Here is a 15786-nt window from a genome sequence, read left to right as displayed (position 1 = left end):
CCGGTCCGAAGCACGAAACTCCGCCTGCCCGCCCCCCGGAGGAACAAACTCGCCTTTCCGGAAACGGTGTTCCGCGTCCCGGACGGCATCGGGAGCCGGGCGGGCCGGCGACGGGTCCGGCGGGCGCGCGCGGACCCGATCTCCGGCGGGTCAGGTCAGCGGGACGAGGGCGGTGATCGTCTTGCCGCCGGTCGGCAGGCAGCGGACGCGGACCTCGCGGGCGAGGCGGCAGACCAGCGGCCAGCCCCGCCCGCCGACCAGGAAACGGCCCCGGTGCTGCGCGTCCCCCGGAGGGGGTGCGACGGGCAGCAGGTCGCTGCGATCGCTGACGGAGACCCGTACGGCCCGGCCGTCGAGGTCGGCGCCGAAGGCGGTGAGGCCGCCGCCGTGCAGGATGGCGTTGGTGGCCAGCTCCGAGGCGACGAGCAGGGCGTCGGCGACGGACCGCTCGTCGCAGGGCGGCCCGGCGGCCCGATATCCGGCGACGGCCTGCCGCACGGCGACCCGGACGTCGGCCGGGCGACAGGGCAGGTCCTCGACGCCGGGGGAATCGGGCCGCTCGGCGGGGCCGGTGGGGCGGGTGGTGGGTTCGGTCGCTCGGTCGGCGCGGTCGGTCGGGGGGTGGGCGCGCATCCGTCGCTCTCCTGACGTTCTCGGCTGCTCTGTGGTCCGTCGGGGCCCCGACGGCGGCCCGAGGGTGCTCCCCTCGGGATGTCGCCGCCGGTGGCGGGCCCCGGCCGCTCGGACCGGTCTCCCGGCCCGGTGGGGGCGGCCGGGTCGTACGAGCCCGGTCCGCCGCCGTGCCCCGGCCCTCTCCCCGCCGGACGGCACGTCCCTCCCTGTTCGGCTGGCCGCCGCACGCGACGCCAAACGTGCCGTTGTGGGGCATATTCGCGAGCGGCGCCCTGTCCGGAACGCCGGGAGGGCACGGGCGGCCATCGTCCGGCCGGGCGGGGGTAGGAGCGGTGCATGACGGACGTCGTGGACTCGGACGAACTGCTGCGCCGCATCCGGCGCGCGAGAGCGGCAGCCCGGGAGGAGGTGCGGGCCTGGCACACCCGGAGCGAGGAGCTGACCCGCACCGACCCGGACGCGGCGCGCGACGCACACGTTCGGGGGCTGGCCTACGAGGCGGTGCTGGCCGCGCTGGACACGATCGTGTCGCCAGGTGGGCACGCGGAGACGCCGCACGTGCCCCACGCCGCGCACGGGTCCCCCGCCGCCTCCGCCCGGCCCGCCTCGCACAGCGTGCCGCCGCCGTAGGAGGCGTGGCCGCGGCGGCTGCCGCCGTTGCCGCCGCCCCGGCTCGGAGGGTGAGCACACCGGGCGCCGGGACGGGGTGCGGACCCCGGAAAAGTGAAACAGGTCACGTGCCCGGGTTTTCGTTTCGCGCCGCCCGCCGAAATGGTTTAGCGTTCATTCACAGTGGGTCAGGGGTCGAGGCAACTCCCCCGCGGGCCCGCCATGGCGGCCCTGGCTGGCTTCCCCCGTCCAGCCAGGGCTTTCCCATGCCCGCGCGCCCGGCACGGCGCGGACGCCGGTCGGACGCGCCGGGAGGACGGCGGGCAGGAAGTCCCGTCCGCCGAGGTGCCCGTCACCCGCGCAGCGGCTGAGATGGACGGAGGGAAAGCCCCGGAAACCGTCCCGGCGAGGAGCCCCGTCCCATGACAAAAGCGACCAAGCTGCTGACCGCTCTCCCCCCGCCCCAGCGCCACCGGCTGACGGAACTGGCCCGGGAGGTGTCGTTCGCGGAGGACGTCCGGATCTTCGAGGCGGGCGGCCGGGCCGACCGGTTCTGGGTGATCCGCTCCGGCGCCGTCTCCCTCACCCAGGAGGTCACCTCCGTCCAGCGGGTCACCGTCGCGAGCCTCGGCGCCGGGGATCTGCTCGGCTGGTCCTGGCTCTTCCCCCCGTACCGCTGGGACTTCGGCGCGGAGGCCTTCAGCCCGGTGCGGGCCTACGAGTTCGAGGCGCAGGCGGTGCTGAAGCTGTGCGAGGAGGACCCGGCGCTCGGCATGTCCCTGGTGCGGATCGTGGCCGAGATCCTCGCGCACCGGCTGGAGATGACCCGCGGCAGGCTGATGGACCAGTACGGGTCGTACCGGCGCGGCGTGATCTGACGCGCCGGGGCGGTCCGGGGCGCTCCCGGCGGAACCGCCCCCGCGGGACGCGGCGTCGCGTCCGGGGCCGTGGCTGCCTGCCGGACGCGTCAGATGCGGTAGCGCCGCAGCGCCGGGACGGCCGCCGCGAGGACCAGCATGACGGCGACGACCAGCAGGCCGCCGCCGGTGACGGCCGCCCGGGGGCCGAAGGCGGCGCCCGCCGTGCCGTGCAGGACGTCGGCCAGGCGCGGGCCGCCCGCGACGACGACCGTGAAGACGCCCTGCATCCGGCCGCGCATCTCGTCGGTGGCGGCGGAGAGCAGGATCGCCCCGCGGAAGACCATGGAGACCATGTCGGCGATCCCTGCGGCGGCGAGGAACACCACCGCGAGCCAGAGACTGCCGCTCAGCCCGAACCCGGCGATCGCCGCGCCCCAGGCGACGACCGCGCCGATCACCATCCAGCCGTGGCGGCGGGCGCGGGAGAAGGTGCCGGAGAACAGGCCGCCCAGCACCGCGCCGATGGGGATCGCCGCGAACAGCAGCCCGAGGGCGAGGCCTTCCCCGTAGGGCGCGTACGTCTCGGCGGCCAGCTGCGGGAACAGGGCGCGGGGCATGCCGAACACCATCGCGACGATGTCGGCCAGGAACGACAGGAGCAGCACCTTGTGGCGGGCGATGTAGCGGAAGCCCGCCAGCACCTCCCGCAGCCCGGCACGGCGTACGGCGGTGCCGCCGAGGGGCGGCAGGGCGGGCAGCCGGTAGACCGCCCACAGGGTCACACAGAGGGCGACGGCGTCGATGAGGTACAGCTCGGGCAGGCCGACGACCGGGATCAGGGCGCCCGCCAGGAGGGGGCCCGCGACCAGGCCGGTCTGCATGACGGTCGAGCCGAGGGCGTTGGCGGCGGCCATCTCGTCGGCGGGGACCAGCCGGGCCACGGAGGCGGTGCGGGCGGGCGCGTTCAGGCCGAAGAAGGCCTGCTGGGCGGCGAGCAGCACCATCAGCACCGCCACCGAGTCGAGTCCGGCGGCGGCCTGCGCGAAGAACAGCACGGAGGTGACGGCGATGCCCGTGTTGGTGATCAGCAGCAGCCTGCGCCGGTCCATGGTGTCGGCGACCGCGCCGCCCCAGAGCGCGAAGACGACCATGGGGAGGAGCCCGGCGAGGCTGGCGTAGCCGACCCAGGCGGAGGAGCCGGTGATGTCGTAGATCTGCTTGGGCACGGCGACGGCGGTGAGCTGGCTGCCGACGGCGGTGACGATGGTCGAGGACCACAGGCGCCGGTAGGCGGGGCGGCGCAGCGGGCGGGTGTCCATGGCCCAGCGGCGCCAGCCGCGCCCGGGGGCCGGCGCGTCCGGTGGCTCCGGCTCCTTCTCGGCAGCGGTGTCGGGTGGGGTGCTGCTCTCGCTCGTGGTCACGACGTTCCTGGTTGCTCAGTACATCTTTTTGTGTGCGAGGGTAACTATCGCTCACCTCCTGGGGATTCCGTGCCACTGTGGACCGTCCGTCTCACTGGCCGGGACGGGCGGGTGCACGCGGACCGGACGGCGGGCCCGGTGGACGGCCCGGCTCGGGACGGTCATCGGCCGGGGACGGTCAGGCGCCCGCGATCAGGGTGACGCCGAGGACGATCATCGTGGCGGCGACCAGGCCGTCGAGGACCCGCCAGGCGGCCGGGCGGGCCAGGAAGCGGCTGAGCAGGCGGGCGCCGAAGCCCAGCGCGGCGAACCAGCAGAGGCTCGCGGTGGCGGCGCCGAGGCCGAAGGTCCAGCGCAGCGGGCCCTGGTCGGCGGCGACCGTGCCGAGCAGGAAGACGGTGTCGAGGTAGACGTGCGGGTTGAGCCAGGTCATCGCCAGGCAGGTCAGCACCGCCCGCCGCCGGGAGCCGACCGCCTCTCCCCCGGTCTCCAGGGCGCCGCCGCCGGGCCGGACCACCCTGCGGGCGGCGAGGGCGCCGTAGCCGAGGAGGAAGGCGCCGCCGAGCCAGGCGACGGCGGTGAGCACGCCCGGCCAGGCCACCACCAGCGCGCCCACCCCGGCGACGCCGAGCGTGATGAGCAGGGCGTCGGAGAGGGCGCAGATCCCGACGACGGCGAGCACGGCGTCGCGGCGCACACCCTGGCGCAGGACGAAGGCGTTCTGCGCCCCGATGGCGACGATGAGCGACAGACCGGTGCCGAATCCGGCCGCCGCGGCGGTGAGGGTGGTGGACATGGCGTCCACGCTAGGGAGTGGATCACTCCACGTACAGCTCAACATTTTTACGTATCATTAGCGTTCGTGATGACGGATCTTCCGCTCGACCAGGTGCGGACCCTGCTCGCCGTGGTCGACGAGGGCACCTTCGACGCGGCGGCGGCCGCCCTGCACCTGACGCCGTCGGCGGTCAGCCAGCGGGTCAAGGCGCTGGAGCAGCGCACCGGGCGGGTCCTGCTGCTGCGCACCAAGCCCGTGCGGCCGACCGAGTCGGGCGACATCGTGGTGCGGTTCGCCCGCCAACTGGCGCGCCTGGAGCACGACACGCGCGCCGAGCTGGGCATGAGCGGCGCCGGGGAACCGACGCGGGTCACGGTCGCCGTGAACGCCGACTCGCTCGCCACCTGGTTCCTGCCCGCCCTGAGCCGGGTCCCGCAGGAGCCGCCCCTCGCCTTCGAGCTGCGCCGCGAGGACGAGACCCGCACGGCGGAACTGCTGCGCGAGGGCCTGGTCATGGCCGCCGTCACCTCCTCCCCGGAGCCGGTGACCGGCTGCTCCGTCCGCCCGCTCGGCCGGATGCGGTACGTCGCCGCCGCGAGCCCCGCCTTCGCCGCCCGGCACCTCACCGGCACGCCCCTCGGGCGGGCCCCGCTGATCGTCTTCGACCGCAGCGACGACCTCCAGGACGGCTTCCTGCGGCGGCTGCGCGCCGACGTCGCGTCCGGCGGCGCGGCGGCGGGACCCGGCGCGGACTCCCCCGACGGCCCGGTCGGCCCCGGCGGGGCGGTGCGGCACGCCGTGCCGACCTCGGAGGGCTTCCTGGACGCGGTGGCGGCCGGGCTCGGCTGGGGGATGGTGCCGGAGGCCCAGGCCGGGGACCTCCTCGCCGCGGGCGGCCTGGTGGAGCTGGCCCCCGGCCGCCCGCTCGACGTCCCGCTGTACTGGCAGCAGTGGAAACTCGACTCCCCCGCCCTAGCCACCGTCGCGGACGCGGTCGCGGCCACGGCGGCGGAGTCACTGCGGCAGCCGTGAGCGGGAGGGGCGGCGCCGCTCAGCCTGTCGCGGTGTCCTGGCCGGTGGCGGTCTTCCGGTCGGTGCCGGTCTTCCGGTCGGTGGCCGCCAAGTCCCGCGGAGCCGCCGGGTCCTGGACGGCCTCCGGTTCCCGTACGGCTGCCGTGTCCCGCACGACGGTCGCCCCGTCCCGCAGGGCCGCGAGCCGGGCTGCCGCGCTGTCCAGGAGCATCGCCAGCGCCGTCGGATAGGCGCTGGTCACCATCCGGGTCGCCAGCAGCGGGGCCGCCTCGGCGATCCGAGGGTGGGTGGTGGCGGGCAGCCGGGCGTACGTGGAGCGCCACATCGCCTCGTCGGCGTGCCGGGTGTCGCGCGGCAGGGCCAGCGAGGCGGCATCGAGAGCGGCGAAGGCCAGGGTCTGGTCGATGAAGGCGTGGTAGATCCGCACCGTCTCCGCCACCGGGAACCCGGCGGAGCGCAGCACGTCCAGGACCGCCTCGTCGGCGGCGAGTTCGTTGGCCCGGCCGGTGACCCGGCTCGCGGTGAGCTGGGCGGCCTGCGGGTGGGCGACGTAGGCGTCGTACACGCGCAGGCCGACGGCGTGCAGGTCGGCGCGCCAGCGGCCGGTCGGGGTCCAGCCGCGCAGCGCCTGCCCGATCAGGGCGTCGCCGATGGCGAGGGTGAGGTCGTCCATGCCCCGGAAGTAGCGGTAGAGGGTGCTCGGGTCGCAGTCCAGGGCCAGGCCGAGACGGCGGGCGCTCAGCCCCGCGCCGCCGTGTTCGCGCAGCAGGCGCAGCGCCGTCTCGACGATCAGGGGCTCGGACAGGACCGTGCCGCTGCGCGTCGGGCGCCGCCGTCTGCGCTTCTCTTCGGGTACGACCTGCTTCGCCACGCCGCTCGGCCTCCTTATGCCAACGCCATTGACCTTACGCTGGCCGAGGGCGTTGTATCCCTCGCAGGGCGCCCGATACCCGTCACACCGCACAGGTCACACACATCGCACATACCGCACACATCAGGCACAACAGCTGTCCGAGGCAAGGAGACCGTCATGCGTGTACTGCTCGTGGGGGCCGGGGGCGTGGGCACCGCCATCACCCGGATCGCGGCCCGGCGCCCGTTCTTCGAGGCGATGGTGGTCGCCGACTTCGACCCCGGCCGGTCGGCGGCGGCGGTCGCCGCGCTCGACGGCGACGAGCGGTTCGTGGCCGCGCAGGTCGACGCGAGCGACGAGGCGGCCGTGGTCGCTCTCCTCGCCGACCACCGCTGCGACGTCCTCCTCAACGCCACCGACCCGCGGTTCGTATTGCCGCTGTTCGGCGCCGCCCGCACCGGGGGCGCCACCTATGTCGACATGGCGATGTCGCTGTCGTACCCGCACCCGGAGCGCCCGTACGAGGAGTGCGGGGTGAAGCTCGGTGACGCGCAGTTCGCGGCGGCCGAGGAGTGGGAGAAGGCGGGGGCGCTGGCCCTGGTCGGCATGGGCGTCGAGCCGGGCCTGTCGGACGTGTTCGCCCGGCACGCCGCCGACGAGCTGTTCGACGAGATCGAGGAGATCGGCGTCCGCGACGGCGCCGACCTCACCGTGGACGGCTACGACTTCGCGCCGTCGTTCAGCATCTGGACCACCATCGAGGAGTGCCTCAACCCGCCCGTGGTCTACGAGAAGGAGCGCGGCTGGTTCACCACCGAGCCGTTCAGCGAGCCCGAGGTGTTCGACTTCCCGGAGGGCATCGGCCCCGTCGAGTGCGTGAACGTGGAGCACGAGGAGGTGCTCCTGATGCCGCGCTGGGTCGACGCGCGGCGGGTCACCTTCAAGTACGGGCTCGGCACGGAGTTCGTCGAGACGCTGAAGACGCTGCACCTGCTGGGTCTGGACCGCACCGAGCCGGTGACGGTGCCCGGCGCGTCCGGCCCGGTGCGGGTGTCGCCCCGCGACGTGGTCGCGGCCTGTCTGCCCGACCCGGCGACGCTCGGCGACCGGATGCACGGCAAGACGTGCGCGGGCACGTGGGTGCGCGGCACGAAGGACGGCCGGCCGCGCGAGGTGTACCTCTACCACGTGGTCGACAACCAGTGGTCGATGGCGGAGTACGGCAGCCAGGCCGTGGTGTGGCAGACGGCCGTCAACCCGGTCGTGGCCCTCGAACTCCTCGCGCGCGGCGCCTGGTCGGGCGCGGGCGTCCTCGGCCCGGAGGCCTTCCCGGCCCGCCCGTTCCTCGACCTGCTCACCGAGTACGGCTCCCCGTGGGGACTGCGCGAGCAGTAGGACGACACCGGACACCGCTCCACCCCGACCCGCCGCGCCGTGCCCCGCCCCGCCCGGCCCCGCCCCGCCCCGCCCCGCCCCGTCGCTAGAGTCTGCGGACGTGACGGACGACTGGCGTGACGACCGGATCGGCAGCGCCCTGCGCGGCACCAACCCCACGGTGCTGCGCAGGCTGGCGGCGGGGTTCGCGGTGATCGGGGACACGCAGTTCCTGCCTGGGTACTCGGTGCTCCTGACCGACGACCCCGCGGCGGAGCGCCTGTCGGACCTGCCGCGCGGCAGGCGGCTGGCGTTCCTGTCGGACTTGGACGCGCTGGGCGAGGCGGTCGAGCGGGCCTGCGGGCGGCTCGACCCGGCCTTCCGGCGCGTCAACCTGGAGATCCTGGGGAACGCCGATCCCTTTCTGCACGCGCACGTGTGGCCGCGGTTCGACTGGGAACCGGACGCGCTCGTGCGGCTCCCGGTCTGGCGGTACCCGCGGGAACGGTGGAGCGATCCGCGCCACGCGCTCGGCCCCCGGCACGACCCTCTGCGGGCCGCGATCCAGGACGAGTTGAGCGCCCTCCACCCCCACGGAACGACCCCCGGCGCAGCAGGCTCCCGCTAAGTCCGGCCGGATTCCCCTGGTTTGAGGCCCGCATGATCGGTCACCCGCTCGGGAGCAAGCATCCGGAACCCAACGGAAGACGTGATCGCAGGTGACTTCGACGGACGACTGGCGACAGCAGGCCGCGTGCCGCCACGAGGACCCGGAACTGTTCTTCCCGATCGGCACCTCGGGGCCCTCGCTGCTCCAGACGCAGCAGGCGAAGGCGGTCTGCGGGGGCTGCCCGGTACGGGAGTCCTGCCTGGAGTGGGCGCTGGAGACGGACCAGACGCTCGGGGTGTGGGGCGGCACGAGCGAAAACGAGCGCCGCGCGATGCGGCGCCGGATCAGGGCGGCGCGCCGCAGCTCGTGAGGGCGGGCCGCCGGGGTACGGCGGTCAGTTCTCCGGGGGTGGCGGGGCCGGTGGCAGCCGGAGGGTGAAGGTGCTGCCGGTGCCCGGGACGCTCGCCGCGTGGGCGGTGCCGCCGTGGGCGGCGGTGAGCTGACGGACGATCGGCAGGCCGAGGCCGCTGCCCCCGGTGCGGCGGCTGCGGGACTTCTCGGCCCGCCAGAAACGCTCGAAGACGTGGGGCAGGTCCTCGGCGGCGATACCGGACCCGGTGTCGGCGACCTCCAGAAGGACCTGCCCCTTCTCGCTGCGCGCGGACAGGGTGACCGTGCCGCCGGACGGGGTGTGGCGTACGGCGTTGGTGACGAGGTTGCCGAGGGCCTGCCGCAGCCGGACCGGGTCGGCGTCCAGCCACGGACAGCCGTCGGCGTCGGTGCGCAGGGCGACCCCGGCGGTGGCGGCGGCCACCTTGTGGGCGGCGGCGACCTGGGCGAGGAGTTCGTCGGCGGGCACCGGTTCGCGGTGCAGGACGAGGGTGCCCGCGTCGGCCGCCGCCAGGTCGCGCAGGTCGTCGATGACCCGCTGGAGCAGCAGCGCCTCGTCGTGCAGCGCGGACAGCAGCGCGGTGTCGGGTTCGACGAGACCGTCGCGGGTGACCTCCAGCCAGCCCCGGATGTTGGTGAGCGGGCTGCGCAGTTCGTGGGCGACATCGCTGACCAGGGCCCTGCGCTGGGCCTCCAGGCGCTCGCGGCGCTCGCTGAGGTCGTTGAAGGCCTCGGCGAGTATGCCCGTCTCGTCGCGGGTCGTGACGGGCACGCGCGCGTGCCGGTCGGGCGGCTGCTGGGCGGCGGCGGTGAGGGCGCGCAGCGGCCGGACGAGCCGGGTCGCGACGGCGGCGGTCACGGCGACGGTGACGGCGAGGACCAGCCCGGCCGCACCGGCGACCTTCGCCTTGTTGGCGGACGACATGTCCCAGCGGGGCCCGACGGGACTGTCGCCGCCGCCGAGGAACAGTTCCGCGACGGGCGCGACGTACGGGTCGAGCTGGGCGCGGTGGGCGTCGTCCAGGCAGGTCCGGGCGGCGCGGACGGCGTCGGCGTCGCCCTTGACGAGGAAGCCGGGTGTCGGGGTCGGCCGCCGGAAGTCCAGGACGGCGACGGCGGCGCCGCGCGCGCGGGCGCCCGTGGCGGGTTCCAGCCCGGCCCGCGAGAGGCAGCCGCTCGCGCCTTCCTGGAGCGCGGTGAGGGCCTTCTCCTCGGTGGACACGGGTGTGTCGAGGCGTCCGTCGGCGCAGGGTTCGGGGACGTAGCCGGTGCCGAGGGTGCCGTCGGAGCGCTCGACGTAGGGGCGGCCGCCGGGCGTGCGGCCGAGGGTGGCGTCGAGGCCGTAGCGGACGTAGCAGGTCTGGAGGGCGCGGGCGAGGCGGTCGAGGCGGGTGCGTTCGGCGGGGGTGAGCCGGTAGGGGCCGACGACGCGCGGGTCTACGCCGCCGATCTGGGCGCCGGGCTCGCTGGAGGTGTCGGTGCGCAGCGGGTCGACGGTGGCGGCGGCGCGCGGCGGCAGGGAGGTGCCGCGCGGCGCGGAGTCGGCGATCAGGGTGCGGTCGGCCGTGGTGAGGGCGATCCGGCGGCCGGTGCGGGCGGAGAGGTCGCGGACGGTGGCCCGGACGCCCGACCAGTCGGGGTGGGTGGCGGCGTAGCCGCTGAGCCGGGCGAGGATGTCCATGTCGTCGGCGAGGGCCTGTCCCTGTTCCTCGCGCAGGGCGCGGGTCGTGGTGGTCACCGCCAGCCAGGCCGTCGCGGCGACCGAGCAGACGGCGATCAGGGCCGACGCGATGAGCAGACGGACCAGGAGGCGCTTGCGGAACGGGATGCGGGGGCGGGCCGGGGCGGCGGAATCGCCACCGTCCCCGGCGTCGGCGGGGGCGGCCGGGGCGGGTTTCCGGGTCACGGGCGGGTGCCGCTCAGCTTGTAGCCGACGCCGAACACGGTGAGCAGCCGGGTCGGGCGGCGCGGGTCGGCCTCGATCTTCCGGCGCAGGTTCATGATGTGCACGTCCACCGCCCGCTCGGTGGAGGAGCGGTCGAGGCCGCGCGCGCACTGGAGGAGCTGTCGCCGGGAGAAGACCCGGTCGGGTTCCCCGGCGAGGGCGAGCAGGATCTGGAACTCGGCGGGCGTGCACTCCACCGGCCGCCCGTCGCACCGCACCTCGTGCCGCTCGGGGTCCACGGCTATCCCGGCGGCGCGGACGACAGGGTCGTCCGCCCGTTCGGGGCCTGCGGCGGCGGTGCGTCCGCTGCGGCGCAGGACGGTGCGGATGCGGGCCATCAGCTCACGGGGGCTGTACGGCTTGGTCATGTAGTCGTCGGCGCCCAGTTCGAGGCCGAGCAGCACGTCCTCCTCGGCGGCCCGCGCGGTCAGCATCAGCACGGGGATGTCGTCGTCGCGGCGCAGCACCCGGCAGACGCCGAGGCCGTCGACGAGCGGGAGCATCAGGTCGAGGACGACGAGGTCGGGCCGGTCGCGCCGGACGGCGTCCAGCGCGGCCGAGCCGTCGTGGACGACGGTGGCGGTGTGTCCCTCGGCGAGCAGCGAGCGGCGGATGAGTTCGGCCTGCATCGTGTCGTCCTCGGCGACGAGTACGTGGGCGCACACGGCGTGGTTCCTCCCTGGCTGGGCCGGTCGGCGGGTCGGCCGCGTCCGGGGGCCGTGCGCGGGCGGGGCGCACGGCCGGTACGGACATGGTCGCCCCCGGCGTGCGCGCGGCGGACGGCGGGCCCCCGGCGGCGCGTGTCCCGCGCGCGGGGCGCGGGCGCGCGCCACGGGGGCGAGGATGCCGTACGGATGTGAGGAACCCGTCAGGTCGCCTCCGACGGCCGGTCCCGTGCGCCACGGGAGCGACCGTCGTAGGGCCGGCCCGGTGCGCTACGGCCGGTTCGGCTTGCCCGCCGTGTGGAGCCAGGTGCGGAACAGGCCGTCGAGGTCCTTGCCGGAGAGGCGCTCGGCGAGGTGCTCGAACTGGGCGGTGGTGCCGTGGCCGTCGCGGTGGGCGTCGGCCCAGGCGCGCAGGATGCGGAGGAAGGCGCGGTCGCCGACGGCGGTGCGCAGGGCGTGCAGGGTCATCGCGCCGCGGGCGTAGACCGGGGTGTCAAAGATGTTCGCGCCGCTGCCGGGGTTCCCGGCCGGGAAGGCCCACAGGCCGTCGGCGGCGGGGCGGGCGTACAGCGCGTCGAAGGTCTGCTGCGCGGTCTTCCCGCCGTGCTGTTCGGCGTAGAGCCACTCGGCGTAGGTGGCGAAGCCCTCGTTGAGCCAGATGTCCTTCCAGGTGGTGAGGGAGACGGAGTCGCCGAACCACTGGTGGGCGGTCTCGTGCACGAGGGTGCTCAGATCGGGCGCGCTGTCGTACACGGGCCGGGTCTGGGTCTCCAGGGCGTAGCCGACCTGGGGTGCCCGGTCGACGATGGCCCCGGCGGCGCGGAACGGGTACCGGCCGAAGAGGCCGCTCTCCCAGTCCAGGACGGAGGGGAGCTTCTTCAGGACGGGCGCGGCGGCGGTGGCCTCGCGCGGGTCGACGGCGTTGTAGACCTTGACCCCGGTGCGGGTCGTGTACTGCTCGACGCGGAACTTGCCGACGGTGGCGGTGGCGAGGTAGGCGGCCATCGGCTCGGTCTGCCGCCAGCGGAACGTGGTCTTCCCGTGGGCGGTGCGGCGGTTCAGCAGCACCCCGTTGGCGACGGCGGTGCGGCCCTCGGGGACGGTGAGCGTGAAGTCGTACGAGGACTTGTCGGTGGGGTGGTTGTTGGCGGGGAACCAGGTCATGGCGCCCTGCGGCTCCCCGGCGACGAAGGCGCCGTCGTCGGTGGGGATCCAGCCGTCGAGCGAGCCGTCGGGGTCGGTGACCGGCTGCGGGGTGCCCGCGTAGGTGACCGCGACCCGGAACGCCCTGCCCTTGCGCAGGGCGTGGCGCGGGGTGACGACGAGTTCCTGGCCGTCGCGCCGGAAGGCGGCCTTGACGTGGTCGACGGTGACGCCGGTGACCTTGAGACCGTGCAGATCCAGGTCGAAGCGGGTGAGGCGCTGGGTGGCGCGGGCGGTGAGGACGGCCTTGCCGTCGAGGTGCTTGCGCGCGGGGTCGTAGCGGAGCGTCAGGTCGTAGTGGCCCACGTGGTAGCCGCCGTTCCCGGCGAGCGGGAAGTAGGGGTCGCCGACGCCCCGGGTGCCCGTCGGTCCGGCCGCGAGGGCCGGGTCGGCGGCGGCGAGCAGCGCCGCCACGGCGACGGGGACGGCCGCGAGGAGGACGGGGCGTCTGCGGGGGTGGGTCACGGGGGCTCCTGGGGGGTGGCTGATGATCAAGCTTTCTCAGCCTAGGCAGCGGGCGTCCGGGAGTCCCCCTCGAACAGGTCAAGTCACGCAGCGTGGAGGGGTGCGTCCCCGTCACGCGGTGTCGAGGGGAGCACCCCCGTCATGCGCCAGGGAAGCACCCTGTCACGGTCACTCGGCGTGGACGGGGACACCTCGTCGGCCCGTCACACCGTCACGTCAGCTGTCTGTCGACCTGTCGCCTTGTCGACCGAGCGGCCTGGCGACCCGGTGGGCCTGGTGGCCCGGTCGCCTATTGGCTGCCTGGTGGCCGGTCAGCCCGTCCGCTCCGCCGCCGCCCGGCCCGCCGCGCGGCCGGAGAAGAGGCAGCCGCCGAGGAAGGTGCCCTCCAGGGCGTTGTAGCCGTGGACGCCGCCGCCGCCGAACCCGGCGACCTCGCCCGCCGCGTACAGGCCCTCGATCGGGGTGCCGTCGGCGCCGAGGGCGCGGGAGGAGAGGTCGGTCTGGATGCCGCCGAGGCTCTTGCGGGTGAGGATGTGCAGCTTGACGGCGATCAGCGGTCCGGCGGCGGGGTCGAGGATGCGGTGCGGGGTGGCGACCCGGCCGAGCCGGTCGCCGACGTAGCGGCGGGCGTTGCGGATGCCCTGGATCTGGGCGTCCTTGCTGTACGCGTTGTCCATCTGGAGGTCGCGGGCGCGGATCTGACGGCGCAGCGTGTCGGCGTCGAGGAGCGGCTTGTCGGTGAGGGCGTTCATCTTCTCGACGAGCCGGTCCAGGCTGTCGGCCTCGACGAAGTCCGCGCCGTGGTCGAGGAAGGCCTGCACGGGGGCCGGGGCGCCCTTGCCGAGGAGGCGGTCGCGCAGCACGGCCTTGCGGTCCTTGGCGGTGATGTCGGGGTTCTGCTCGGAGCCCGAGAGCGCGAACTCCTTCTCCACGATCTTCCGGGTGAGGACGAACCAGGAGTGGTCGTGGCCCGCCAGGTCCTCGGTGGTGCGCAGGTGGCGCAGGGTGCCGAGGGTGTCGTAGCCCGGCAGGCAGGGGTCGGGGAGGCGGCGGCCGAGGGCGTCGAACCAGAGGGAGGACGGGCCGGGCAGGATGCGGATGCCGTGGCCGGGCCAGACGGGGTCCCAGTTGCGGATGCCTTCCGTGTAGTGCCACATGCGGTCGCGGTTGACGAGGCGGACGCCGGCCTCGGCGCTGATGTCGAGCATGCGGCCGTCGACGTAGGCGGGGACGCCGGTGACCATCTCGGCGGGCGGGGTGCCGAGCCGTGCGGGCCAGTGGCGGCGGACCAGGTCGTGGTCGGCGCCGATGCCGCCGCTGGTGACGACGACGGCCTGCGCGGTGAGTTCGAAGTCGCCGACGCGCTCGCGGCTGGTGGGGACGCCGCGCGCGGAGTCGTCGGGGGCGAGGAGGGTGCCGCGTACGCCCCGGACGGCGCCGTCGGTGACGACCAGTCCGTCGACCCGGTGCCGGTGGTGGAAGGTCAGCAGGCCGTCCGCCTCGGCCTGGCGGGCGTACCGGACGAACGGCTCGATCACGCCGGTGCCGGTGCCCCAGGCGATGTGGAAGCGGGGCACGGAGTTGCCGTGGCCGTCGGCGCGCAGGTCGCCGCGCTCGGCCCAGCCGACGGTGGGCAGCAGGTTGATGCCGTGTCCGCTGAGCCAGGTCCGCTTCTCCCCCGCCGCGAACTCGACGTAGGCGCGGGCCCAGCGCACCGCCCAGGAGTCCTCGTCGTCGACGCGGTCGAACTGCGCGCTGCCCTGCCAGTCGTTCCAGGCGAGGTCGAGGGAGTCGGTGATGCCGAGGCGCCGCTGTTCGGGCGAGTCGGCGAGGAAGAGCCCGCCGAAGGACCAGAACGCCTGGCCGCCGAGGTTGGCGGCGTTCTCCTGGTCGACCAGGGCGACCCGGCGGCCCCTGCTGGTGAGTTCGTGGGCCGCGACCAGGCCGGCGAGGCCCGCTCCGACGACGATGACGTCCGCGTTCATGCGACGGCTGCCTTTCTCGTTCGGGTCGCCCGCGGGACGCGCTGGGGACCCGCGTAGGGCGTTCATGGAAGGGAGGACGTGGGGGACGTGGGGCTCGTGGGGTCGGGCGGTGCGTGGGGACTGCGGGGTCGGGCGGTGCGTGGGGACTGCGGGGTCGGGCGGTGCGTGGGGGCTGTGGGGTCAGGGGGATCGGGGGTCGCCGTCCCGCGTGAGCAGCGCGGTGAGCAACTGCTTCAGCCAGGCGCGCGCGTGGTCGACGTCCTTGTCCAGCAGGAGCTGGGTGGTGACGCCGTCGTAGGCGGCGACCACCGCGTGGGCGGCGGCGCCCGCGTCACCGAGGACGGCGGGCAGCGGCGTACGGGCGCGGTCCAGCCGCTCGGCGATGGCGCCCCGCAGCCTGGCTCGGTGGGCGAGGAGGGTGCGGGCCACCTCCGGGTCGCGGGCGGCGTGCGCGAGGAAGTCCGTCTTCACCTGGAGCCAGTCGAGGTCGAGGAGGAGCACCTCGCTCACGCGGTCGACCGAGGCGGGCACGTCGAGCGCGGCGGTGTCCCCGGCGAGGGCGTCGGCGACCTGCCCGGCGATGAGGTCGGCGCGCTGCCGGTAGAGCGCGAAGAACAGCTCGTCGAGGCTGGCGAAGTTGGAGTAGAAGGCGCCCCGGCTGTATCCGGCGGCGGCGCAGACCTCCTCGATGGAGACGCGCCCGAAGCCCTTGGCGGCGAAGACCGTGAACGCGGCGTCGAGCAGCCGGGCCCGCGTCTCGCTCCGGCGCCGTGTGACGCGCCGCGCGCCCGGCTCCGTCCCCCCGCCCCGCTCCGCGTGCTCCGTCCGCGCCGTCGCCATGCCGCCGCACCTCCGTCCCGATACGCGAATGTATCGGATACGTCGATGTATCGAAAGACCTCCGACCAAGGCACCGCCTCGCCTCGTCGCACCCGCCCGGCACTGGCCCCGGCCTCGCCGCAC

The 15786-nt window shown here is 74.9% G+C and carries 13 protein-coding genes and 2 pseudogenes; 6 read left to right on the top strand and 9 right to left on the bottom strand.

Going from position 1 to position 15786, the window contains the following annotated elements; genetic code table 11:
• Positions 1-150 precede the first annotated feature (150 nt).
• On the bottom strand, positions 151-633 hold the full coding sequence (locus tag ACIQPQ_RS27955; RefSeq protein ID WP_401308887.1) for an ATP-binding protein: 483 nt from the start codon (positions 631-633) through the stop codon (positions 151-153).
• Positions 634-969: 336 nt separating this feature from the next.
• Between ACIQPQ_RS27955 and ACIQPQ_RS27950 the strand changes: the two are divergent.
• Both ACIQPQ_RS27950 and ACIQPQ_RS27945 read left to right on the top strand, forming a co-directional pair.
• Positions 970-1176 (top strand): annotated as a pseudogene (locus tag ACIQPQ_RS27950) (hypothetical protein); the annotation flags it as partial.
• Positions 1177-1664: 488 nt separating this feature from the next.
• Positions 1665-2120 (top strand): cyclic nucleotide-binding domain-containing protein, encoded by a 456-nt coding sequence (locus ACIQPQ_RS27945; RefSeq protein ID WP_401308884.1) that lies wholly within the window; start codon positions 1665-1667, stop codon positions 2118-2120.
• Positions 2121-2209: 89 nt separating this feature from the next.
• On the opposite strand, the gene ACIQPQ_RS27940 is transcribed toward ACIQPQ_RS27945, so the two are convergent.
• Positions 2210-3523 carry an MFS transporter gene (locus ACIQPQ_RS27940; RefSeq protein WP_401308882.1) on the bottom strand — a complete coding sequence of 438 codons (1314 nt, stop codon included), beginning with the start codon at positions 3521-3523 and terminating at the stop codon, positions 2210-2212.
• A gap of 178 nt (positions 3524-3701) precedes the next feature.
• Positions 3702-4319, bottom strand: a complete 618-nt coding sequence (locus ACIQPQ_RS27935) for a LysE/ArgO family amino acid transporter (protein WP_401308879.1) — start codon at positions 4317-4319, stop codon at positions 3702-3704.
• 69 nt (positions 4320-4388) lie between these two features.
• Between ACIQPQ_RS27935 and ACIQPQ_RS27930 the strand changes: the two genes are divergently transcribed.
• Positions 4389-5333 carry a LysR family transcriptional regulator ArgP gene (locus ACIQPQ_RS27930; RefSeq protein WP_401308876.1) on the top strand — a complete coding sequence of 315 codons (945 nt, stop codon included), beginning with the start codon at positions 4389-4391 and terminating at the stop codon, positions 5331-5333.
• Positions 5334-5499: 166 nt separating this feature from the next.
• Here ACIQPQ_RS27930 and ACIQPQ_RS27925 read toward each other — a convergent pair.
• Positions 5500-6204 (bottom strand): annotated as a pseudogene (locus ACIQPQ_RS27925) (TetR/AcrR family transcriptional regulator); the annotation flags it as partial.
• Positions 6205-6363: 159 nt separating this feature from the next.
• On the opposite strand from ACIQPQ_RS27925, the gene ACIQPQ_RS27920 reads away from it, so the two are divergent.
• From ACIQPQ_RS27920 to ACIQPQ_RS27910, 3 genes are all read left to right on the top strand, one after another.
• Positions 6364-7581, top strand: coding sequence for a saccharopine dehydrogenase family protein (locus ACIQPQ_RS27920; protein WP_401308873.1), 1218 nt, complete (start codon positions 6364-6366; stop codon positions 7579-7581).
• 100 nt (positions 7582-7681) lie between these two features.
• Positions 7682-8188 (top strand): diadenosine tetraphosphate hydrolase, encoded by a 507-nt coding sequence (locus tag ACIQPQ_RS27915; protein WP_401308870.1) that lies wholly within the window; start codon positions 7682-7684, stop codon positions 8186-8188.
• Between the two features lie 91 nt (positions 8189-8279).
• Positions 8280-8540, top strand: a complete 261-nt coding sequence (locus ACIQPQ_RS27910; protein ID WP_401308868.1) for a WhiB family transcriptional regulator — start codon at positions 8280-8282, stop codon at positions 8538-8540.
• Positions 8541-8564: 24 nt separating this feature from the next.
• Here the strand turns inward: ACIQPQ_RS27910 and ACIQPQ_RS27905 are convergent, their stop codons facing one another.
• From ACIQPQ_RS27905 to ACIQPQ_RS27885, 5 genes are all read right to left on the bottom strand, one after another.
• Positions 8565-10388 (bottom strand): sensor histidine kinase, encoded by a 1824-nt coding sequence (locus tag ACIQPQ_RS27905; protein WP_401309304.1) that lies wholly within the window; start codon positions 10386-10388, stop codon positions 8565-8567.
• A gap of 74 nt (positions 10389-10462) precedes the next feature.
• On the bottom strand, positions 10463-11170 hold the full coding sequence (locus ACIQPQ_RS27900; protein WP_401308865.1) for a response regulator: 708 nt from the start codon (positions 11168-11170) through the stop codon (positions 10463-10465).
• Between the two features lie 270 nt (positions 11171-11440).
• Entirely contained in the window at positions 11441-12838 is a 1398-nt protein-coding gene (locus ACIQPQ_RS27895; RefSeq protein WP_401308862.1) for a M1 family metallopeptidase, read from the bottom strand.
• A gap of 311 nt (positions 12839-13149) precedes the next feature.
• The gene (locus ACIQPQ_RS27890; RefSeq protein WP_401308859.1) at positions 13150-14823 is read right to left on the bottom strand and encodes an FAD-binding dehydrogenase; all 1674 of its coding nucleotides are present in this window, start codon (positions 14821-14823) and stop codon (positions 13150-13152) included.
• 180 nt (positions 14824-15003) lie between these two features.
• Positions 15004-15663, bottom strand: coding sequence for a TetR/AcrR family transcriptional regulator (locus ACIQPQ_RS27885; RefSeq protein ID WP_401308856.1), 660 nt, complete (start codon positions 15661-15663; stop codon positions 15004-15006).
• Between the last annotated feature and the right edge of the window lie 123 nt (positions 15664-15786).

It is taken from the genome of Streptomyces sp. NPDC091281 (assembly GCF_044757425.1).
GTDB lineage: Bacteria > Actinomycetota > Actinomycetes > Streptomycetales > Streptomycetaceae > Streptomyces.
This window is presented reverse-complemented; position numbering and strand designations above follow the sequence as displayed.